This window comes from Pseudomonas sp. NPDC090592, from assembly GCF_044769185.1.
Taxonomy (GTDB): domain Bacteria; phylum Pseudomonadota; class Gammaproteobacteria; order Pseudomonadales; family Pseudomonadaceae; genus Aquipseudomonas.
This window is the reverse complement of record NZ_JBIVXJ010000001.1, coordinates 38,740-60,173: the sequence shown is the minus strand read 5'-3', so window position 1 is coordinate 60,173 and position 21,434 is coordinate 38,740. Positions and strand designations below refer to the sequence as shown.

Sequence of the window (21,434 nt, the reverse complement as noted above, 5' to 3'; positions counted from 1 at the left end):
CGATGTAAAAAAGGCCAGCGAGACGTCGCTCTCGCGCCCCGCTGGCAGAGGTAAAGCCTTTACCGTGCTATCAGACGCTGATGCACAGGTATTTGATTTCGAGGTAGTCCTCGATACCGTACTTGGAACCTTCGCGGCCCAGGCCCGAGGCCTTGATGCCACCGAACGGTGCCACTTCGTTGGAGATCAGGCCGGTGTTGATACCTACCATGCCGTATTCCAGGGCTTCGGCAACACGGAACACACGGCTCATGTCGCGGGCGTAGAAGTACGAGGCCAGGCCGAACTCGGTGTCGTTGGACATGGCGATGACTTCGGCTTCGTCCTTGAAGCGGAACAGCGGCGCCAGTGGGCCGAAGGTCTCTTCCTTGGCGACGGCAGCAGTCTTCGGTACGTCAACCAGGATGGTCGGCTCGAAGAAGTTGCCTTCGATGATCTTGCCACCGGACAGCACTTTGGCGCCTTTGGAAACGGCGTCTTCAATGTGCTCCTGGACCTTGGCGACAGCCTTGCCGTCAATCAGCGGGCCAGTGGTGGTGCCATCTTCCAGGCCGTTACCGATCTTCAGCTTGGCGACTGCAGCGGCCAGCTTCTCGGCGAACGCGTCGTAGACGCCGTCCTGCACGTAGATACGGTTGGCGCAGACGCAGGTCTGGCCGTTGTTACGGTACTTGGAGATGATCGCGCCCTCGACCGCCTTGTCCAGGTCGGCGTCGTCGAACACGATGAACGGGGCGTTGCCACCCAGCTCCAGGGAAACCTTCTTGATGTCCTTGGCGCATTCTTCCATCAGCTGGCGGCCGATTTCGGTCGAGCCGGTGAAGGACAGCTTGCGTACCAGGGAGTTGCCGGTCAGTTCGCCGCCAACTTCGCCAGCGCTGCCGGTAACGACGCTCAGCACGCCAGCCGGGATACCGGCACGGTGTGCCAGCTCGACCAGGGCCAGGGCGGAGTACGGGGTTTGCGAAGCAGGCTTGAGCACCATGGTGCAGCCAGCGGCCAGGGCCGGGCCAGCTTTACGGGTGATCATGGCGGCCGGGAAGTTCCACGGGGTGATGGCCGCGGTAACGCCGATTGGCTGCTTGATGACGATCAGGCGCTTGTCTGGCTGGTGGCCAGGGATGGTGTCACCGTAGACGCGCTTGGCTTCTTCGGCGAACCACTCGATGAACGAGGCGGCGTAGGCGATTTCGCCCTTGGCTTCGGCCAGTGGCTTGCCTTGTTCGGTGGTCATCAGGCGAGCCAGGTCATCCTGGTTCTCGATCATGAGTTCGAACCAGCGACGCAGCTTGGTCGAACGCTCTTTGGCGGTCAGGGCACGCCAGGCCGGCAGGGCCTTGTCGGCGGCTTCGATGGCGCGGCGGGTTTCCGCAGTGCCCATCTTCGGCACGGTACCGATGACTTCACCGGTGGCCGGGTTGGTCACCTTGATGGTCTGGCCATTGTCCGCATCCAGCCACTCACCGTTGATATAGGCTTGCTGGCGGAACAACTGAGCGTCTTTGAGCTGCATGTCGGCTTCCCGAATTGTTGATTGTTGAAAAGCGCCCAAGGCAGGGCATCGAGCGTTTGAAATCTCAAACGAATGCTAAGCGGCTGCTGGGGTGTTGGACAATAGGCTGTTCGAAAAAAAGAACGAATGGTTGAACAGCCGGGCGGAAAACTCATCATTCTGCGTGATGGCAACTGGCCTCTTCGCGGGTAAACCCGCTCCCACAGCTACCCCACCAGTCTCGAGTTCGGTGCAGTACCTGTGGGAGCGGGCGTGCCCGCGAAAGGGCCGGTACAGGTTAGACGAATGAACTGAAAGAATTGTGAAGGGAGGACCGACGGCCCTCCCGGCAGGGATGCATCAGAACGCCTTGGCCAGGTCGATCACCAAGGCCCGGTAGCCCACGCTGCCCGGCTGTCGGCTGTGCACCTTGAGCTCAACCAGCACCTCCTGCGTCCCCCGCCTTACCTCATTCAGCACGGTAGTAGTCAGCTTCTCAGGCGTCAGGAAGTTCACCGAAGCCGAGTAGATGAACTGGGTATCGGTCTCCGGCCGGTAAGCCACCACCGAGGTTACCGGGCTGTACCACTCGTCGCCGCGCTCCTTGCCGTACTCCCACACCTGCTCGACGGTGCCCTTGGCCTCGTCGATGCGGTACTCGACCGCCCGGCTGTAGTTGCCGCTCAGCCTGGTCGGTGCAAAGTCACGGCCCCAGCCGTTGTCGAACACGGTCAGCGTGCCCTTGCCGGTCAGCCAGGCGGTGTGCTGGGTCCATGACCAGTCGAAGCCTTCGCTCTCGACCGGCTTCAGCACCTTCTCACGCAACCGCTGCGGCCAGCCTTGGGGCGAGGCAAGAATCCATTTCACCTGTTTGTCGCGGCCGATCTTCACCACGCCCTGGTGACGTGCTGAAACGATGATGCTGTCGTCATCGGCGTCGTAGTCGATGGCGTTGACGTGTGCCCAGTTACGCCCGGTACCCACCCCGGGGGTGTCACCAAATGGCAGGTCCCCCTCGGCCAGTTCGTTCGCCAGCCGGTCGTCCTGCTTCTGTACGCCCTGCGGGAGCTGGATGGCGGCCTTGCCCAAGGTTTCCAGCAGGTCGCCACGGTACGGGTCGAGAATCTGGTTCAAGTCCCAGAAGTCCAGCACATCCCCGGCCTCGCTGACCTCGATGATGTGGTCACGGATCGAACGCACACGCTTGCCGTCGGGGCGGCGGTAGTCGCTGGTACCCACCCGCAGCAGGTAGGTGCCGTTGCTGGTCTCGCGGATTTCATGGGAGAAATCGGCGAACTTGTCGGGCAGCGTGCGTTGCCAGATGCGCCGGCCCAGCAGGTCGTACTTGGAGTAGGTCTGGCCCTGGCCCCAGATAAGCTTGCCGTCGCGGGTCTGCTGGAAGCCCATGGTGCCACCCATGCTGTCACGCCGGTTGGAGTCGTGGATCTGCTCGATATCCAGGTACCAGCGCACATCGCCATTCGTGTCGGCGATCCAGTTGTTGCCCACCTGATCCCATTCCGCCGCGCCGCCCAGGGCGTTCCACTTGAAGGCACGGCCGCCCGGGATGTCGCCCTGCAAGTGGTTGAACAGGTAAAGGCGCTTTTCAAAGCCCGAGGCCACCTTGATCGGCTCAACCTCCGGCAACGCGGCTGTCTGCTTCGCCACCACTGGCAGGCGCACGGCCGGGGCGTAGATCTGGTACTGCTGGCGGATACGCTCGCCGTCCAGCTTGTAGGTCACTTCCACTTGGTTGACGTGGTCCGGGTACAGGCCGAATACCGGGATGCCGCCGTAGGTCCACAAGGACCGGTCAGACACGTCATAGACGATGTCCACGCCGCGTTCACCGCGCCCCAGCACGCGCACATGCGCGTCACTCAGGCTGCGGCCACCGTCGCGGATGATGGCGGTCAGCGGCGCCAACCGGTACGGGTTCACCACCACGTCACCCAGCAGCGCTTCGTCGTGCTGCGGCACTTTCGCGGTAAGGCAGGCGCCTTCAGGCAATGCTGGGGTTTCGGTCTTGGCATTCATGGCAAAGCTCCTTGTGCTCAGAAGTCGTAACGGGCAGTTGCGCCGAAGGTGCGCGGGGTACCGAGTACGCCGGCATAGCCACCGTTGGCGGAGTTCCACAGGCTGGTGAAGTAGGTTTTGTCGCCGGCGTTTTTCACCCAAAGCGACAGGTCGACCACGCCGTCGCCCTGGTCCAGGCGTACACCGGCGGAAAGGTTGACCAGCGCGTAGCTGGGGATCTGGCCGAAATCGGAATCGTCGATGGTGCCCACCGCCCTGGAACGGAAGGCGTAGCTGGCGGTAACGTAGGGCTCGACATGCTCGGTGGCCTGCCACTTGTACTGGGTGTTGAGGTTGGCGATGTACTTGGAGGCGCCGACTACCTGATGGCCAGACAGGTCGCACGTGGCAGTGGCATTGGCCAGGCTCACCTCAGGCGGGCATGGCGCGTCCTTGTATTCGGTGTAGCGCACGTCGTTCCACGAGCCGTTGAAGTTGACGGTAAGGCCGCGGATCGGCAGCGCCGTGGCTTCGAACTCCAGGCCGCGAGAGCGCACGCGGCCGGCGTTGGCCAGGTATTGCACGCGGTTGATCTGGTCGTAGACGTTGGCCTGGTATCCATGCACTTCGGCCCAGAACAGGTTGCTGTTGAGCTGCAGGCGGCCGTCGAACAGGGTGCTTTTCAAGCCCAGTTCGGCGTTATTGACCCGTTCGGTACCCACCAGCAGCGAATCGGTACCCAGCCGTGGCGCAGCGCCGACCGTGAGGTTGACGCCGCCAGACTTCTCGCCGTGGGTCAGGGTGGCGTAGCCCAGCAGCTGCTCGTTGAAGCGGTAGCTCAGGCCCAGCAGGCCGGAAGGGCTGAAACTGTACTGGTTGAGGTCGCCCGAATCGTAGGCACCTATCCGGGCCTGGCGCGCGGTGGCGGCGGCACCGGTCACTGCCGCGCCGCCACTGGGTGCGTCGCGGGTTACCCAGGCGCTCTTTTCCTCATAGGTACCGCGAATGCCAGCGGTGAAGTCCAGGCGGTCGGTGACGTGCCAGGTGCCTTGGGCGAACAGCGCATAGCTATCGGTATCGATATGCCCATCACCGATGGTGTTGACGTTGTTCAGCGCACCGGCCGGTGTCAGGTTCCAGACATCGGCCTGCGGCCCGTAATAAGTGAAGGACTTGTTGTCCAGGTCCTGCTTGAAGTAGTACGCGCCCAGCACGTAGTCGAAGGCGCCACCGGTGGGCGATGCCAGGCGGATCTCCTGCGAATACTGCTTGTCGCGCACCGAGACCCCGGCGCTGTAGAACACCGGCACGTTCAGGCCATCGTCATTGCGTGGGGTGAAATCCCACCAGCGGTAGGCGGTGATCGAAGTCAGGGTGAAGTCGTTGGGCAGGGTCCAGTTGGCCTCTACCGAGGTACCGCCCTGGAACACCGTCACCTGTTGGTCGGCGTCGAAATTGACCTTGCGATCCTTGCCCGACACCAGCGTTGCGCCGGCCTGGGCAGCCAGGCTTTCGTAGCGGTTGACGCCATTGATGGTCGGGCCGGTGCTGTACAGGCTGAGGATGCCGTTGTTGGAATCCTCCTCGTTGTACTCGCCGATCCAGCGCAGGTTGAAGGTTTCGCTGGGTTTGAACAGCAACTGGGTACGAAAGCCCTGGCGCTTGCCACCGTTGAGGTCGTCGCCGTTATGGATGTTTTTCACATAGCCATCGTCTTCGGTGCGGTAGGCGCTGATACGCCCGGCCAGGGTCTCGCTGATCGGCCCCGAGAAGCTGCCTTGGGTTTGCAAATAGCCGTCTTCGCCAATCGACTGCTGGATGCTGCCCTCACGGTGGAAGGTGGGCTTGCGCGTGGTGATGTTGAGCACCCCGGCCGTGGTGTTCTTGCCAAACAACGTGCCCTGCGGGCCGCGCAGCACTTCGAGCTGCTCCACGTCCAGCAGGTCGAACACCGCCATGCCTGGGCGGCCAAGGTAGACGTTGTCCAGGTAGATACCGACGCTACCCTCCAGGCCGTCACTGGCCGGGTTGTTGCCCAGGCCACGGATCGAGATGCTCGACTGGCGGGCATGTACATAGGCGACGTTGGTGCTGGGCACCAACTGTTGCAGATCCTGCACACGGTAGATGCGCTGGGTTTCCAGGGTCTCGCTGCCGAGCACGCTGATCGGCGTGGGTACGCTTTGCGCGGTTTCTTCGCGGCGGCGGGCATTGACCGTGACGGTGCCGAGCTTGGCTTCCTGTTCCACTGCCGGGGTGGCGCTGACCGGCTCTTCGGCGAAGCTGCCGGAGGACGCCGCCAGTAATACGCCGGCGGCCAAGGGTTGCAAGGTAAAGCGCGACGCGCGCGCAGGCCAACGGGAAAGTCCGGACATGCAAATGCTCCTTGAGGCATGGGCCCTGGCGAGCATTTCCGTTGGCGGAACCGAATCGCGGTCAGTCGGGCTTATATTCTTTTAAGTGATATAAATATTTGTAATTCATATTTAGTGGAATAAGTAACACCCTTTATAAGGGGACTGACCCTTGTCAGCAATTGCATTTGACCGAAGGTTTTAATGTAGAAAATGCATATCGATCTGCGCCAGCTGCGCCACTACATCGCCCTTGTCGAGCACCGCAGTTTCGTGGCTGCTGCGGCTGCCGTGAACCTGTCGCAATCGGCGTTCAGCCGCAGTATCCAGACCCTGGAGCACAACATCGGCTGCCGCCTGGTGGACCGCGCCAGCAAGGAGCTGGCGCCAACCCGCCAAGGCTTGCTGGTGCTGGAGCACTCGCGGCGGCTGGTGCATGGGGCGCACAACCTGGTCAACGAGATCCACCAGTTCAACGGCGCCACTACCGGCGTGGTGCGCTTCGGCTCCGGGCCTGCGCCGGCCGGGGGCTTGGTACCGCGAGCGGTGGCGCGCTTCGTGGCCGAGTACCCGGCAGCACGCACCTGCTTCCAGGTGGACAACTGGCAGGCGCTGAACCGCAAGCTGGTTGCCGAGGAAATCGAGTTCTTTGTTGCCGACACTCGTCAGTTCGAGTCCGACCCTGATTACCAAGTGCACAAGTTGACCCCGCAGCGCTGGCACTTCTGCTGCCGCGCCGGGCACCCGCTGACCGGGCAGGAGCGCGTGCAGGCGCGAGACCTGTTCGACTACCCGCTGGCCACCACCTTCCGCCCGCCGAACATCCGCAAGATCCTCAGCGACCTGAGCGGGCGGCAGGACTTCTTGCCATCGGTGGAGTGCGAGCATGGCTATGCGCTGCTGAATGTGGTGATGCATTCGGACACCATCGGCATCGCCTGCAATGCCAATTTGCGGCCGTATCAGCGTGATGGAGGGCTGGTGGCGCTGCAACTGGCGGACCTGACGCCAGAGCAGGAAGAGGCGTTCTATACCCGCTATGGGGTAGTGAGCCGGGTGGGATATGGCTTGTCGCCGTTGGCTCAGGGGCTGGTCAGGCAGTTGATTGCCTGTGATACCGAAATCTGAAGGATTACGCAGCACCTGTGGGAGCGGGCGTGCCCGCGAAGAATTAAACGCGGTGGCTGGCACCGGCTACGCCGGTGTTCGCGGGCACGCCCGCTCCCACAGGATTTCTCTATACGACTTGCGACCTGCGGGTCGTCCGGCTCAACTGCCCATCCACACCCACCGGCACCTCACCAGCAAGGGTCACCCGCCGCACCACCCGCGGCTGGGTCCCGTAATCATCCACCGCATAATGCTGCGTCGCGCGGTTATCCCAGATCGCCACATCCCCCGCCTGCCAGCGCCAGCGCACGGTGTTCTCCAGCCGTGTCACATGCCCTTGCAGCACCGCGAACAGGTGCTGTGAATCCGCCAGCGAATAGCCCTTGATGCGTTTCACGAAATGCCCCAGTTGCAGCACCCGCTCGCCACTGATCGGGTGCACGCGTACCACCGGGTGTTCGGTTTCGTACACCGTCGAGGTGAACACCTTGCGATAACGCTCCAGCTTGGCCGGGTCCACGTCGGGCTTGATGCTGGCGTAGTCGTATTCGTTGCTGTGCACCGCCCACAGCTTGTCGGCCAGTTCGCGCAGCGGTTCGGGCAGTTCCTGATAGGCAGCAGCCGTGTTGGCCCACACGGTATCTCCGCCCGACGCTGGCGCCACCACGCTGCGCAGGATCGAGGCCTTGGGGTAGGCGTCGACGAAGGTCACGTCGGTGTGCCAGGAGTTGGCCCGCTGGCCTTCGGCGCCATCGAGTTGCAGCAGGTAGCTGGTACCGTCCACCACCGGCACCGTCGGGTGAGCGACCGGCTCGCCGAGCAGCTTGGCAAAGCCTTCCTGGCTCTGATCATCCAGGTGGGTCTGATCGCGGAAGAAGATCACCTTGTGCTGCACCAGTGCAGCCTGGATCGCCTCGATCGTGGCTGCATCGAGGTCGGCGGACAGCCTTACCCCGCGGATCTCGGCGCCGATACGGCCTGCAACCGGGTGAATGTCGAGTTCGAGGGTTTGTGGCGCGGTGGCCAGGGCGGCATTGCTCATGGTCGTGGTCCTTGCGGTGATTGTCGGGTTGTCGGGTTTCAGCGAGCAGCCTGCACGGCCCGCTCCTGTTTCAATGCAGCATCGAGAAAGCGTGGTTCGATCCAGTCGGCTACCTGGAAGCCACGGCGGATCAGGCGCTCCTTGGCTGCCAGGTCGACGCCCTGCTGCAACTGGCCGACAAATTCGGCGTCCAGCCGTGGGTCGAAGTAGTGGGCGAGGTTTTCCTTGGCCAGGTCATCGCTGAGGATGCTGCGTGGCCAGTTGGCGTTGCTGGCCACCAGGTCCACATACGCTTCGCGGTTATGCTCATCGCGCAGCCAGCTACTGGCCTGCTCCTGGGCGTTGACCAGGCGCTGGACCAGCTCGGGGTACTTGCGGATGAAGTCGCCCGTGCCCAGCAGCACCGCCTGGGTGCTACCGGCACCTTCAAGGTCGCGCGAGTTGACCGGCAACTCGACCAGCCCCCGTTCACGCAGTGACAGCAGGTTGGACAGGCCCCAGGTGGCGTCGATCTGCTTCGCGGCCAGCGCAGCATTGGCGGCATTGAAGTCCAGGTTGATGACCTTCAGTTCGCGTTCGCTCAGCCCCTGGCTGGCCAGTGCACTGGCGAACGACAGCTGGTTGGCTGTACCGCGGAACACCGCCACGCGCTTGCCCTTGAGGTCGTGCAGGGTCTTGATGCCGGAGCCGGGCACTACGCCCAGGTAACTCTTGACCCCTCGCACACCTGCCGACAGCACGCGGGTGTCCAGGCCATTGGCCTTGCCGACGATCGCGGCCAGGTCACCCAGGTAGGCGAAGTCGGCCTGGCCGTTGGCCAAGGCCTCGTTGACCACAGGGCCGGCCCCCTTGAAGAAGTGCCAGTCGATGCGGATGCCGTCCTTGGCAAATTCCTTCTCAAGCAACTGCTGGTCACGCAGCACATCAACTACACCGCCAGCGCTGGGTTTGTTGCCTGCACTGAGGTCGGGCACGGCAATACGGATGCTCTCAGGCTTGGCTGGCTCGGCCGCCTGGGCGCCGAGGGTGAAGACCAGCCCAAGGGCGGTAGCGAGGTGGCGCAATGGGGTTTTCATGGCAAGGCTCCTTGGCAGGCTGCCACCGGCGATGGCCGGCGCTTTGGCCAGAAGCTAGGCAGGTCTGGTTAGAACCTACAAAGATCAAAACTTCATTTTTTAGTAACTGAAAAGCATAAATCAGGCGGCATGCGGGCCTGCGGGGGGCTTGCGGGAAACGCATGGAAAATATGAGGAAAACGCAACGACAGGGGGCTTCCGCATGCAGGGGACGCATGCTCTTATCTCTTGAAAGTCGCTTGTTGAAATTTTTAATTCCATAAGTGAATAAACTAACAACGCTTCGAGAGATGGCCGATGAATGGAGTTCTGAGCAGGAATAGGAGGTGGCTTCGGGGGCCGCTGCGCGGCCCTATCGCGACACAAGGCCGCTCCCACAAAGGCCTTGACCGCATATTGCCTTGGTTGCTGCCCGTGCTGATTGCGCTGCTGTGGGTGGTGGCGAGCCGGCAGCACTGGATGAGCGAGCAGATCCTGCCGGCGCCGGCACTGGTGTGGCAGAGCGCGCTGGAGTTTGGCTCTGGCGAGCTCTGGGGGCACCTGTGGATAAGCCTGCAACGGTTGTTCTGGGGGCTGGCGGTGGGTATCGGCAGCGGATTGCTGCTGGGGGTGTGGCTGGGCGCTTCGCGGCAAGCACAGACGCTGGTTTTGCCAACTTTCGTGGCGCTGGCGCAAATTCCCACCCTGGCCTGGATTCCGCTGTTCATGCTGTTCTTTGGCATCGGTGAACTGCTCAAGCTCGTGGTGCTGGTAAAAGCCGTGGTGGTGCCCGTCACCTTGCACACACTGGTGGGTGTGCGCGATGCCCAGCCAAAACTGCGTGAAGCCGCTGCGGCCCTGCGCCTGCCACGCCACCTGCTGTTCCTGCGCCTGCTGCTGCCAGCTGCCCTGCCCGCTTTTCTCACCGGCGTGCGCCTGGCCCTGGCCACCGGCTGGACCTCGCTGCTGGCGGTGGAGTTGCTGGCATCCAGCGAAGGGATCGGCTACCTGATGGTGTGGGGTCGCCAGCTGTTCATGCTCGACCTGGTGCTGCTGTGCATTCTGGTAATCGGCCTGGTGGGTGCCGTACTGGAGCGCAGCTTCTCCGGCCTGGAAAAGCGCCTGTTGTACTGGCCACAACCCGCCACGGGAGAACAGCAGCGCGGGCCGCTGCCACGCGGATGGCAAAGCCTGCTGCTGCCTCTGGCACTGCTGGCGCTGTGGCAAGCCAGCAGCAGCTTCGGCTGGGTTGACCCGAACATCCTCACTTCGCCACTTGAGGTACTGCGCACACTGCTGATCGGCCTGGCCGATGGGTCACTGCCGCAGGCCTTGCTGCTAAGCCTGGAGCGCACCCTCACCGGCCTGCTGCTGGGTGGTGGCGCCGGCCTGCTGACCGGCTTGCTGCTGGGGCTCTCAAAACCGGCAGATCGCCTTTTCGGACCTGGCCTTACGGCGCTGCGCCAGGTAGCACTGTTCGCTTGGGTGCCGTTGCTCACCGCCTGGTTCGGCCTGGGTGAGGGTGCCAAGCATGTGTTCGTCGGCCTGGCCGCATTCTTCCCGCTGCTGATAGCTACCCAGCGCGGTATCGCCAGCCTCTCGCCACAGCTGGGCGAAGCGGCCCGCACGTTACGCCTGGGCCTGTGGCAACGCTTGCGCCTGCTGGTGCTGCCCGGGGCGGCCCCAGCCATTTTTGCCGGCCTGCGCCTGTCGCTGATCTACGCCTGGCTGGGCACCATCGGCGCCGAATACTTCATGCCTTCGGACGGCGGCATCGCCAGCCTGATGATCGGCGCCCAGCAACTGTTCCGCATGGACCAGGTAATGGCTGCGATGGTCCTGATCGGCCTGGTCGGCGCCCTGCTCGGCACCCTTGGACAACGCCTCGAATCGCGCGCCACGCGCTGGAGAACTGCATGAACGCCTTCAACACCTCGCACCTGCACGCGGCCAACCAGCCCGACACCACACCGCCCTTGGTCAGCTTCGAGGGCGTCAGCAAGGTTTTCACCGTGGACGGCCAGCCGTTCGAGGCGATCCGCAACTTCAACCTGTCGATCAATGAAGGCGAGTTCATCGCCATTGTCGGTGCATCCGGTTGTGGCAAGTCCACCTTGCTGCGCTTGCTGGTAGGCCTGGACACCGACTACAGCGGCAGCATCCGCGTAGACGGGCACAGCGTGAGCGGCATTGGTGGCGAACGCGGCATCGTGTTCCAGGAACACCGGTTGTTCCCCTGGCTGAACGTTGAACAGAACATCGCCTTGGGCCTGGTCAATGAGTCGCTTACCCAAGGCGAGCGTGCGCGGCGCGTACACGAGTTCGTGCAGTTGGTGGGCCTGGTGGGCTTCGAGTCGGCCTACCCGCACCAGCTATCAGGCGGCATGGCCCAGCGCGTGGCCATCGCCCGCGGCCTGGTTGCCAGCCCACGGATCTTGCTGCTCGATGAGCCCTTCGGTGCGCTGGATGCACTGACCCGCCAGCAATTGCAGGACGAACTGCTGGCCATTCGCGAACGCGCGGGCATCACCACCTTGCTGGTCACTCACGATGCAGAAGAAGCAACGTACCTGGCTGACCGGGTAGTGGTGCTGGAGCCACGCCCGGGCAGGATCAAGTCGGTGGTCGAAATCGATCTGCCGCACCCACGGTTGCGCACGGGCGTTGCGCTGCATGGCCTGCGCGAGAAGGTGCTGCACCAGATCACCGGGGATGGCGGTTACCAGCCGCTGCCGGTGCGACGCGTGGAAGGACTGAGGCCGGAACTGATTGCGCTCTGAGCGTGTTCGCGGGCAAGCCCGCGAAGAAGACTCACTGGCCAGTCAGGTCACGCAGGTAGGCCCAAGGGTAGATACCCCGCTCATGCCCATCGCTGAACACCAGTTGCACACCGTACCCTTGCGCCTCGATCTGCACCACACGCACATCGTCGGGCACCAGGTTGATCCCGCCCGACAGCCGGGTGGCACGGCATCGTGAACAAGGGCAAGCACCGCGCAAACGGATATGACTGAGGCGGTGCTCGCCGTCTTCCCATTGCAGTACCAACTGCCCTGGCCCGCGCAGGTTACGAATGACTTGCGGGGCGTTCATCAGGCAGCCCCGCGCAGTTGCGCCAGGGCAATCCGCACCGCCTTGCGCACCTCGGGGTCGCTATCGGCCTCGGCGGCCTGCAGCACCGGCAAGGCACGCGCCTGGCCCAGCTCGCCCAGGGCCAGCGCTGCTTCCTTGCGCAGGTTGGCAATGCCGTGGCCAAGCAATGCGCCAAGCGGGTCCAGTGCAGCGGCATAGCGCAGCCGACCTAGTGAACGCGCTGCCCGCAGGCGTACCTGCCAGAAGTCATCGGCAAGGGCATCCACCAGCGCCGGGCCTGCTTGGTCCTGACCGATTTTGCCTAACGTGGTGGCGGCTTCCTCGCGCACTTGCCAGGCCTGGTCAGCCAATGCCGCCACCAACGCAGGCAGCACCGAACTGTCCCGGGCAAGGCCCAACGCGCCGATGGCCGCGCGGCGCACCTCGGTGTCCGGCTCGGCCTCGGCGAGCGCTGCCAGCGCCAGTAATGCCGGCTGGTGCTTGAGCCAACCTAGAATGCCTACAGCCTCACGCCGCACGGCGGCGTCGTCATCGGCCAGCGCCAGCAGCGCAGGTTCGGCAGCATCCTCCAGGCGCAGCTCGCGCAAGGCTCGCAGGGCACTGGAGCGGACGAAGGCATCAGCGTGTTTGACCCATGGCAGGATCAGCTGGCCGGCTTCAAGGCTCTTGAGTTCGCTGAGGCTCTGCGCAGCTGCCAGCCGCACCGGTTCGGCTGCATCCGCCAGCGCAGCGCACAGGGCCTGCACAATTTCGGGTTCCTCCCAGGCCTCAAGCAGGCGCGCGGCCTCGGCACGCACTTCGTCGGCAGCATCCACCAGCAGTGCATCGGTCAGCCATGGCAAGCCATCCGGGTCTTCCAGGTCGGCCAGCTCAATCAGGGCGATGCGGCGCACGCCAGCATCGCTGGCATCAAGGCGAGGCAACAGGGCAAGGATGTCGGGGTTGTCAGTCGTTCGGTCAGTCATAGCGCGATCCGTAGCGGTGGGTGGTGAGTGTCCGGCAGGCCCAGCGGGGTCAGGCGCGGCAGTTCGCGGCCTTCCTCGTGGCGGAGCAATGCCAGGCAGTGACGCTTGAGGTGGGTGAATTCAGGGCTGGTCAGCAGGCTGGCGCGGCGGGGTCGCGCAAAGTCCAGGCGCAGGTCGTCGATGAAGCGACCGGGGCGCGGGCTCATCACCAGAATGCGGTCGGCCAGGAACAGCGCTTCGTCGATATCGTGGGTGACGAACACCACGGTGGTGCGGATGCTGGCCCAAATCTCCAGCAACAGCTCCTGCATGCGTGCACGGGTTTGCGCATCCAGGGCGCCGAAGGGTTCGTCCATCAGCAACAGTCGCGGGCGGTTGATCAGCACTCGGGCAATCTCGGCCCGTTGCTGCATGCCGCCGGACAGCTGGCTTGGCCAGCGCCCGGCAAAGTCGGCCAGCCCCACCAGCTGCAACATTTCACTTGCTTGCCGGTAACGTTCGGCGCGGCCAATGCCCTGCATCTTCAAGCCGAAGGCCACGTTGTCGAGCACGCTGCGCCAGGGCAGCAAGGTGTGGTGCTGGAACACCATGCCACGTTGCGGTGATGGCCCGGCAACAGGCTGGCCGTCCACGTTCAACTGGCCGCTGTTGGGCACCAGGTGCCCGGCCAGGGCGCCGAGCAACGTCGACTTGCCACAACCGGAGGGCCCCAAGATGCATACGAACTCACCCGGCTCAACGGCAAAATCCAGGCGCTGTACCGCCTCGAACGCTTCGCTGCCGTGCCCAAGGCGTATCGACAGACCACGACCATCGATACGCCCCGGTACCTGTTGATAACGGTTCATCAACTGGCCCTCCGCGTGCGGTACCACGGCGTGGCCAGCGCCCCCAGGCGCTTGACCAGGGCGCTGCTGCCCATGCCCAGCACGCCGATCAGCAGCATGCCGACGATGATGTCCGGGTAATTTTGCAAGGTGTATGACTCCCAGGTGTAGTAGCCGATGCCGAACTGCCCGGAAATCATCTCGGCAGTGACCAGGCAGAACCATGACGTCCCCATGCCGATGGCCAGGCCGGTGACAATGCTCGGCAACGCCCCAGGCAACACCACTTCGCGCAGGATCGCCCGGCGCCCTGCGCCGAGGCTACGCGCCGATGCCACCAGGCGCGGGTCGACTGCCTCGACGCCGTGCACGGTGTTGAGCAGGATGGGGAACAACGCGCCAGTGAAGGTGATGAACACCATCGACAGTTCCGACGACGGAAACATCAGGATCGCCAGCGGGATCCATGCCACCGCCGGAATCGGCCGCAGCACTTCCAGCGGCGGCAGCAGGGTGTCTTCTGCCCATTTCGAGCGGCCGATCAGCAACCCCAGGGCCACGCCAACCAGCGCCGCAGTGGCATAACCGGCAAACACCCGCGACAGGCTGCTGCCCAGGTGCGCCAGCAGGGTGCTGGAGGTCAGCAACTGCCAGGCAGCGTCCAGCACCGCCTTGGGTGTAGGGACATAGGTGAACGTCAGCAGACCGAGGTCCAGTTTCACGCTTGCCGCCACCTGCCAGAACAGCAGACAGGCCAGCAGCGAAGCCAGGCGCACCGGCCAGCGCTTGTGGTTGCGGGTCATGTCGTTGCCTCCCGGTCAGCGCTGGGCGACCAGCTTCTGGTTGGCGCTGACGAAGTCCAGCGCCTCACCACCATGAGCCTTGGCATACTGCTCGGCCTGGTCTTTGAGCAGGAACGCCGCCAGCTCGCCGTTGGCGTTGCGCACAAACCAGGCCTGGTTGGCCAGCAGCTTGATGCCACTGTCGGCGGCCTGGGCGTAGATGGCGCGGATGTCCTTGCCTTCTTGCTCCAGCTGGGCCAGGGCACCCAGGGCGGCCTCCGGCGAAGCATAGTGGCGAACCTTGTCTTCACCACGCACCCAGATCTGCGCCAGGCGGCTGAAGTCGGTGATCGGTTTGCCGGTCAGCGCGTCATTGGCCTTGAGTGGCAGCGGGTCGTAGTCTTTCAGCGCCTTGTCGTAGTCCAGGCCTGCCTGTTTGAAGGCGGCACGGATGTACTGGTCGTCGATGAACTTGTCGGTGTCCAGGCCACGGTCGGTCTTTTTAAGCAGCTTGAGGGTATCGATGGACGTAGCGACTGCCTGGCGGTATTCAGGCTTCCAGGTCAGGTCGCGGGTCTGCAGGCCGAGCGGGCCGTGGAACAGGTAATTGACCTCGGCTTCGATACCCGTGACCTTCTCGATCAACTCGCTGTACTTCTCAGGCTGCGCCGCGATCAGGCGGTCGGCCTCAAGGCTGGCGCGCAGGTAGGCGGTGACCACTTCCGGGTACTTCTTGGCATAGTCGGCATCGACCAAGGCACCATGGAACGTCGGTGCGTTGGCCTGGGCGCCGTCATAGATCTTGCGAGCGAAGCCGCGGTTGGGGAACAGCTCGGCGAACGGCACGAAGTCGGCGTGGGCTTCGATGCGGTTGCTGCGCAGGGCGGAGCCGGCGATCTCCGGCGCCTGGGCGATGATCCGTACATCCTTCTGCGGGTCCCAGCCCTGGGCTGCGACGGCCCGCAGCAGCATGCCGTGGGCGGTGGAGGCGAAGGGCACGGAAATGGTCTTGCCCTTGAGCTCAGCCAGCGACTGCACGCTGGACGCCGCAGGCACGACGATGCCGTTGCCGCTGCCATGCACGCTACCCGACAGCACACTGATGAACAGGCTGCGCTTGCCGGCATCCAGGTGCGCAACGCCGTTGAACGAGCCCGGGAAGTCGGCCATGGCGCCGAAGTCGAGCTTGCCGGCGACCATTTCGTTGGTCAGCGGCGCACCGCTGGTGAAGTTCTTCCACTCGACCTGGTAGGTGGCGTCCTTGTACTTGCCGTCGTGCGGCAGGTACTTGTCCAGCAGGCCCAGCTCGCGGATCAGCAGGCCGCCGGTGGCGCAGTTGATGGTGGTGTCCTGGGTGCCGATGGCGATGCGAATGGTTTCAGCGCTGGCATTCAGGCCAGTGAGCGCCAGCGCGAGGCCGGCCACGGTTGCAACAAGGCGCATGGGTGTTTCCCCTCGAATCGTTATAAGAGTTGGAGTCGTCTCCGCCGCCCGGCTTGGGTGGTGGGAAACGAGGGGCACATCTGAAGGGCGTCCGGTGGTTCGCCGGATGGCGGGATCAATCAGCGCAGCAGGTACGGGATGTCAACCTTCACCGCGCCGGTGGGGCAGTCTTTCTCGCAGGGCATGCAGTACCAGCATTCGTCGAAGGCCATGTAGGCTTTTTGCGTGGCAGGGTTGATTGCCAGCAGGTCCATGGGGCAGACCTCGACGCACACGGTGCAGCCTTTTTCGGCGATGCATTTGTCCTCGTCGATGGTGACCGGGGCGCTGCTGCGGAAGAAGATTTCTTGCGGCTGGTAGGCCATTTCACGGCGTCCTTGGGGCCTTCATGGGCTCCCTTTTATCTAAAGGCTTGCACATTTCCCTGTGGGAGCGGGTTTACCCGCGAAGAATCCAACACGGTGGATGGCACCGGCTTCGCCGGTGTTCGCGGGTAAACCCGCTCCCACAAGGAGAGGTGTCGCTTAGGCGGCATCGGCTTTGACCCGCAACCGGTCATAGGCGGTCTGCTCATCTGCATCCAATGGGACCAGGTACGGTTCGACGGCCTTCTTGAAACTGGTCATTTCACCGTTCTCGCCCTTTTTCAGATGGCAATGGCAGAACCACTCGCCATCGTTGCGCTCAGGGAAGTCCACCCGGTGGTGGTACAGCCCCCAGCGGCTTTCCTCACGGAACAGCGAGGCCCGTGCAGCCATCTCGGCGCAATCGCGAATCACCGACACTTCCATCGCACGCATCAGTTCATGAGGGTTGCTGGCCTTCATCTGCTCCAGATCGCGCTCGATCTCGGCAAAACGCGCCAGGCCGATTTCCATCTTCTTGGTCACCTTCGGCGGCTGCAGGTAGTCGTTGACCATGCGCCTGAGCTTGTACTCGACCTGGGCTGGCGGCAGGCCATGCTCACGCTGCAGCGGGGCAAACACCCGCGCACGCTCGCGTTCAACCTGCTCGGTATCTACCTCGGCGAGTTCGCGCCCGGCCACGTAATGCGCAGCGTTCACACCGGCAAACCAACCGTAGGTAAAGGCGCCGAGCATGTAGTTGTGCGGCACCGCAGCCATGTCCCCCGCGGCATACAGCCCTTTGACGCTGGTCTCGGCCTTTTCATTGACCCACACCCCAGATGCCGAATGCCCGGAGCAGAAACCGATCTCGGAAATATGCATCTCGACCATGTGCTGGCGGTAGTCGGTGCCACGCCCGGCGTGGAACTGGCCACGGCTGGGGCGTTCGTTGCTGTGCAGGATCTCTTCGATATTCTGGATAGTCTCCTCGGCCAAGTGATCCAGTTTGAGGAACACCGGGCCATTACCGCCCTCGAGCTCCTGGTGGAACTCCCACATCATCTGGCCGCTCCAGTAGTCGCACTCGATGAAGCGCTCACCCTTGCTGTTGGCGGTATACCCACCCAGCGGGCCGGTGACATAGGCACAGGCCGGGCCGTTGTAGTCCTTGATCAGCGGGTTGATCTGGAAGCACTCGAGGTTGGCCAGCTCGGCGCCTGCGTGGTAGGCCATGGCATAGCCATCACCGGCGTTGGTCGGGTTCTCGTAGGTGCCCATCAAATAACCCGACGACGGTAGCCCCAGGCGCCCGGCGGCACCACAGGCAAGGATCACTGCCTTGGCCCGCACCACACGAAACTCGCCGCTGCGGCAGTCAAAGCCCAGCACACCCGCGGCGGCACCTTCGCCATCGAGCAGCACACGGGTGCAGACCATACGGTTGCTGATCTCGACCCGTGCACGCTTGAGCTGGCGGTACAACACCTTCTTGATGTCGTGGCCTTCGGGCATGGGCAGCACATAAGCGCCCATGTGGTGAACCTTCTTCACCGCGTAGTCGCCGGTCTCGTCCTTCTCGAACTTCACGCCCCAGCGGTCGAGCTGCTCAATGGTTTCAAAGCTGTGGGTTGCGTAGGCATGCACGGTGGCCTGGTTGACGATGCCGTCATTGGCCACGGTGATTTCCTTGGTGTACTGCTCGGGGGTGGCATGGCCGGGGATGATGGCGTTGTTCAAGCCGTCCATACCCATGCTGATGGCACCGCTGCGCTTGACATTGGCCTTGTCCAGCAGCAGCACGCGCAGGCTTTTGTCCTGCTCCTTGGCCTTGATCGCCGCCATCGGCCCGGCGGTGCCGCCACCGATGACGATGATGTCGTAGTCCTGGGTATGGATACTCATGCCTTGCCCCCTTTCTGGCGATCAATGCGCAGGCGGTACTGGAAGGCATCGCCGCGGTAGTACAGGTGTTCGAAGTCCAGTGGCGTGCCGTCGGCAGCATGGGTCAGGCGCTCGATGCGCATGATCGGCGAGCCTTCTTCAACATCCAGGGCCTGGGTCAGGTCGCTGTCGGCCAGTACCGCATCAATGGCCAGGTCGGCGTGGCCAAGGGCTATGCCGCAGTCGTTTTCCAGCAGCAGGAAGATGTCGCGGGTAACCAGGTCGGCCTTCTCCAGTTTTTCGCCAACAGCCTTGGGCAGCCAGGTGAGCTCCAGCGATACCGGCTCGCGGTTGATCAGGCGGACCCGGCGGATCTCGGTAACCAGGCTGCCCTCCTCGACCTGCAGCCGGGCCGCCACCAAGGCGTTGGCCGGCACATGGCGAAAGCTGCGCAAGCGGTTGATCACTTCGTAGCCCATCTGCGTCATCGACTCGCCCAGGCCCTGCAGGGTGCTGACGTTCTGGAACGCCTTGGGCTTGGCAACGAAAGTGCCTTTGCCGTGGATCTTGAAGATCAGCCCTTCCTTCTGCAGGTCGCCCAGCGCCTGGCGCACGGTGATGCGGCTGACGTCGAAGGCCTTGCCCAGCTCGCTTTCAGACGGCATACGGCTATGCGATGGATAAGTGCCGTCGAGAATGCGCTCGCGCAGCAGTTCCTTGAGCTGGGTATAGAGCGGTACCGGGGACAGGGGGAGCAGTTGGGCCATGGGGTCTCTTCGCTGATCAATTACTTGTTATAACAAGTTGTGACCAGAGAGTAGTGGGCATAAGAATGATTGGGGAAATACCGATATCGCATATTGATAGATGAAGTCTCGGCTGTCGGTGCTGGCAACAAGGGAAAAATGGCTACAGATCAAGGCGATGGACGCCACCGATTCAGATGGGTATCATGCGTGCGCGTTGCACTCGTAGCTCAGCTGGATAGAGTACTGCCCTCCGAAGGCAGGGGTCGTGGGTTCGAATCCCGCCGAGTGCGCCATATCAAAAAGCCCTGGGCCTGAGCCCGGGGCTTTTTCGTTTGTGCGACATGTCGCGTTTCTGGCACTCCCGTGCCACGGGTCATTGGTGTTAGCGTGGGCGTCTTCCCGTTTCCTGACGGGTAACCCATAACAATGATTGGCGAAGGAATGCGCACAACCATGCACCTGAAAAAACTGACCGCCACCACCCTGCTGCTGGCCAGCATCGGCCTGTTCACCCAGCCAGCCCAGGCCAACCTCACCCAGCAACAATCCGCTGCCATCGTCAAAGCCTTCGACGGCAGCAACCCGAGCGACTTCAAGCAGTTTCTCGGCAAGCTCAAAGGCAGCGACCTGGCCAAGGCCGACAACCTTGAGGGGACCCTGGACGCCTACCTGGCCAACAAGCCACTCGCCGCTGAACAGCAAGACGAAATCAACCGCCTGCTGGGCCTGTATACCCGCGTCAAGTACGGCAAGGCCGCCACCGAAACCCTGCGCGAACTGGTGGCCATCCCCACCTTCAGTGTCGAGGGTACGCCACAGCACGAGAACCCCGAGTTCCTGAAGATTGCCGACAAGCTCAAGGCCCTGGCCGACAGCTTTGGCCTGGCCTTCCGCAACATCGACAACCGGGTGTATGAGGTTTCGCTCGGCAGCGGCAAGGAAGTGATCGGTATCCATGCCCATGCCGACGTGGTGCCGGTCAACCCGGACAACTGGAAACTGGCCGACGGCACGCGCCTGGACCCGTTCAAGGTCACCCTGGTCGGCGACCGCATGTACGGCCGTGGCACCGAAGACGACAAGAACGGCATCGTGGTAGCGATGTACGCCCTGAAAGTGGCCAAGGACGAGAACCTGCCGCTGGCCCGGCAATTCAAGCTGCTGATCGACACCACCGAAGAAACCAGCGGCGACGCCATCCCCTACTACTTCGAGCGCAACCCCACGCCCGACTACAACCTGGCCCTCGACGGCGGCTACCCTGTGGTAATTGCCGAGAAAGGCTACGGCACGGTGATGGCCAGCTTCAGCAAGCGAGCGGGCACCGGCAAGGGCGCAGAAATCGTCAACCTGACTGGCGGCCTGGCCACCAACCAGATACCGACTACCTCGGTGGCGACCCTGGTTTCGGACAACCCGGCGCAGCAGGCCAAACAGTTGCAGCAAGCCGGCGCCAAGTACGTGAAGAAACATGGCGGCGACTTCAGCATTGACGCCAAAGCCGATGGCAAACAGGTGTTACTCACCGTGACCGGTGTTTCCGCCCACTCCTCGGAGCCAGAGTCTGGGGTAAACCCGGTAGCGCGCATGCTCGGTTTCATCAACGGGCTGGACCCGCAGGTGCCACTCAAGCACAACCATTTCACCGACGCTGCCCGCTACGCTGCCGACAACTGGGGCCTGGATTATCTGGGCAACAAGCTCGGCGTTGCGTTCAAGGACGTATTCATGGGCCCGCTGACCGCCTCGCTGACTTTTGTCGGGGTGGATGACAAAGGCCTGAAACTGGCGGTGAACCTGCGCATCCCCAAAGGCAAGCCAATCGCAACCATCAAGGACGAGTTGGCCGACAAACTGGGCAAGTGGGCCCGGCAAAGCCACACCTCGGTGGCCTTCGACTACAGCCTGGACGAACCGATGTATCGCAACCCCGAGGGCGAATGGGTCAAGGCCCTGCTCGCGGTGGCCACCGAGAACCTGGGCATGAAGCATGAGTTTGGCACCTCTGCCGGCGCAACCTCGGTGCACGACCTGCCCAACGGCGTGCAGTTCGGCCTGGCCATGCCGGATGTGAAGTACACCGGCCACAACGACAACGAGTTCAAGACTGTGGACCAGTTCATGCTGGACCTGCAGATCGTGAGCGAGATGGTGGCGCGGCTCGGGCAAATGCCGAAGCTTTGATTGGCAATACCGGCCTCTTCGCGGGTAAACCCGCTCCCACAAAACTGCGCATCACTTACTGATTTAGCAGGGACCCTGTGGGAGCGGGCGTGCC

Annotated in this window: 17 protein-coding genes and 1 tRNA gene; 5 read left to right on the top strand and 13 right to left on the bottom strand. The window is 63.1% G+C overall.

Features of this window, described 5'->3' with window-relative positions; genetic code table 11:
- Positions 1-70: 70 nt before the first annotated feature.
- The 3 genes from gabD to ACIQUI_RS00270 all read right to left on the bottom strand — a co-directional run bounded on the left by gabD (position 71) and on the right by ACIQUI_RS00270 (position 5,883).
- Positions 71-1,513, bottom strand: a complete 1,443-nt coding sequence (gabD, locus tag ACIQUI_RS00280) for an NADP-dependent succinate-semialdehyde dehydrogenase (protein ID WP_119368460.1) — start codon at positions 1,511-1,513, stop codon at positions 71-73.
- Between the two features lie 339 nt (positions 1,514-1,852).
- Positions 1,853-3,529, bottom strand: coding sequence for an aryl-sulfate sulfotransferase (locus ACIQUI_RS00275; protein ID WP_403193993.1), 1,677 nt, complete (start codon positions 3,527-3,529; stop codon positions 1,853-1,855).
- 17 nt (positions 3,530-3,546) lie between these two features.
- Entirely contained in the window at positions 3,547-5,883 is a 2,337-nt protein-coding gene (locus ACIQUI_RS00270) for a TonB-dependent receptor (RefSeq protein ID WP_403193990.1), read from the bottom strand.
- Between the two features lie 192 nt (positions 5,884-6,075).
- On the opposite strand from ACIQUI_RS00270, the gene ACIQUI_RS00265 reads away from it, so the two are divergent.
- Complete coding sequence (locus ACIQUI_RS00265) at positions 6,076-6,990, top strand: LysR family transcriptional regulator (protein WP_403193988.1); 915 nt, start codon at positions 6,076-6,078, stop codon at positions 6,988-6,990.
- A 109-nt stretch (positions 6,991-7,099) separates the two neighbouring features.
- On the opposite strand, the gene ACIQUI_RS00260 is transcribed toward ACIQUI_RS00265, so the two are convergent.
- Together ACIQUI_RS00260 and ACIQUI_RS00255 are read right to left on the bottom strand one after the other, a co-directional pair.
- Positions 7,100-8,014, bottom strand: coding sequence for a TauD/TfdA dioxygenase family protein (locus tag ACIQUI_RS00260; protein ID WP_403193986.1), 915 nt, complete (start codon positions 8,012-8,014; stop codon positions 7,100-7,102).
- A 38-nt stretch (positions 8,015-8,052) separates the two neighbouring features.
- Positions 8,053-9,090, bottom strand: a complete 1,038-nt coding sequence (locus ACIQUI_RS00255; protein ID WP_403193984.1) for an ABC transporter substrate-binding protein — start codon at positions 9,088-9,090, stop codon at positions 8,053-8,055.
- A gap of 297 nt (positions 9,091-9,387) precedes the next feature.
- Here ACIQUI_RS00255 and ACIQUI_RS00250 point away from each other — a divergent pair, with 297 nt between their 5' ends.
- Both ACIQUI_RS00250 and ACIQUI_RS00245 read left to right on the top strand, forming a co-directional pair.
- Positions 9,388-10,989 carry an ABC transporter permease gene (locus ACIQUI_RS00250; protein WP_403193981.1) on the top strand — a complete coding sequence of 534 codons (1,602 nt, stop codon included), beginning with the start codon at positions 9,388-9,390 and terminating at the stop codon, positions 10,987-10,989.
- Positions 10,986-11,849 carry an ABC transporter ATP-binding protein gene (locus tag ACIQUI_RS00245; protein ID WP_403193979.1) on the top strand — a complete coding sequence of 288 codons (864 nt, stop codon included), beginning with the start codon at positions 10,986-10,988 and terminating at the stop codon, positions 11,847-11,849. Before ACIQUI_RS00250 ends, ACIQUI_RS00245 begins: the two co-directional genes overlap by 4 nt.
- A gap of 31 nt (positions 11,850-11,880) precedes the next feature.
- On the opposite strand, the gene ACIQUI_RS00240 is transcribed toward ACIQUI_RS00245, so the two are convergent.
- From ACIQUI_RS00240 to ACIQUI_RS00205, 8 genes are all read right to left on the bottom strand, one after another.
- Complete coding sequence (locus ACIQUI_RS00240) at positions 11,881-12,162, bottom strand: DUF971 domain-containing protein (RefSeq protein ID WP_403193977.1); 282 nt, start codon at positions 12,160-12,162, stop codon at positions 11,881-11,883.
- Complete coding sequence (locus ACIQUI_RS00235) at positions 12,162-13,127, bottom strand: HEAT repeat domain-containing protein (protein WP_403193975.1); 966 nt, start codon at positions 13,125-13,127, stop codon at positions 12,162-12,164. Before ACIQUI_RS00235 ends, ACIQUI_RS00240 begins: the two co-directional genes overlap by 1 nt.
- Positions 13,124-13,975 (bottom strand): ABC transporter ATP-binding protein, encoded by an 852-nt coding sequence (locus ACIQUI_RS00230; protein WP_403193974.1) that lies wholly within the window; start codon positions 13,973-13,975, stop codon positions 13,124-13,126. Before ACIQUI_RS00230 ends, ACIQUI_RS00235 begins: the two co-directional genes overlap by 4 nt.
- The gene (locus tag ACIQUI_RS00225; protein ID WP_403193972.1) at positions 13,975-14,757 is read right to left on the bottom strand and encodes an ABC transporter permease; all 783 of its coding nucleotides are present in this window, start codon (positions 14,755-14,757) and stop codon (positions 13,975-13,977) included. Before ACIQUI_RS00225 ends, ACIQUI_RS00230 begins: the two co-directional genes overlap by 1 nt.
- A gap of 15 nt (positions 14,758-14,772) precedes the next feature.
- Positions 14,773-16,179: an ABC transporter substrate-binding protein gene (locus tag ACIQUI_RS00220; protein WP_403193969.1), complete on the bottom strand. Its 1,407-nt coding sequence runs from the start codon at positions 16,177-16,179 to the stop codon at positions 14,773-14,775.
- Between the two features lie 119 nt (positions 16,180-16,298).
- Complete coding sequence (locus ACIQUI_RS00215) at positions 16,299-16,544, bottom strand: ferredoxin family protein (RefSeq protein ID WP_008096634.1); 246 nt, start codon at positions 16,542-16,544, stop codon at positions 16,299-16,301.
- A 159-nt stretch (positions 16,545-16,703) separates the two neighbouring features.
- On the bottom strand, positions 16,704-18,428 hold the full coding sequence (locus tag ACIQUI_RS00210) for a fumarate reductase/succinate dehydrogenase flavoprotein subunit (RefSeq protein WP_403193966.1): 1,725 nt from the start codon (positions 18,426-18,428) through the stop codon (positions 16,704-16,706).
- Positions 18,425-19,174 carry a GntR family transcriptional regulator gene (locus ACIQUI_RS00205; protein ID WP_403193963.1) on the bottom strand — a complete coding sequence of 250 codons (750 nt, stop codon included), beginning with the start codon at positions 19,172-19,174 and terminating at the stop codon, positions 18,425-18,427. Before ACIQUI_RS00205 ends, ACIQUI_RS00210 begins: the two co-directional genes overlap by 4 nt.
- A gap of 198 nt (positions 19,175-19,372) precedes the next feature.
- Between ACIQUI_RS00205 and ACIQUI_RS00200 the strand changes: the two genes are divergently transcribed.
- Together ACIQUI_RS00200 and ACIQUI_RS00195 are read left to right on the top strand one after the other, a co-directional pair.
- Positions 19,373-19,449, top strand: a tRNA-Arg gene (locus tag ACIQUI_RS00200).
- Between the two features lie 160 nt (positions 19,450-19,609).
- A complete protein-coding gene (locus ACIQUI_RS00195; RefSeq protein WP_403193961.1) occupies positions 19,610-21,340 on the top strand; it encodes a dipeptidase in 1,731 nt (576 codons plus the stop codon).
- Positions 21,341-21,434 lie beyond the last annotated feature (94 nt).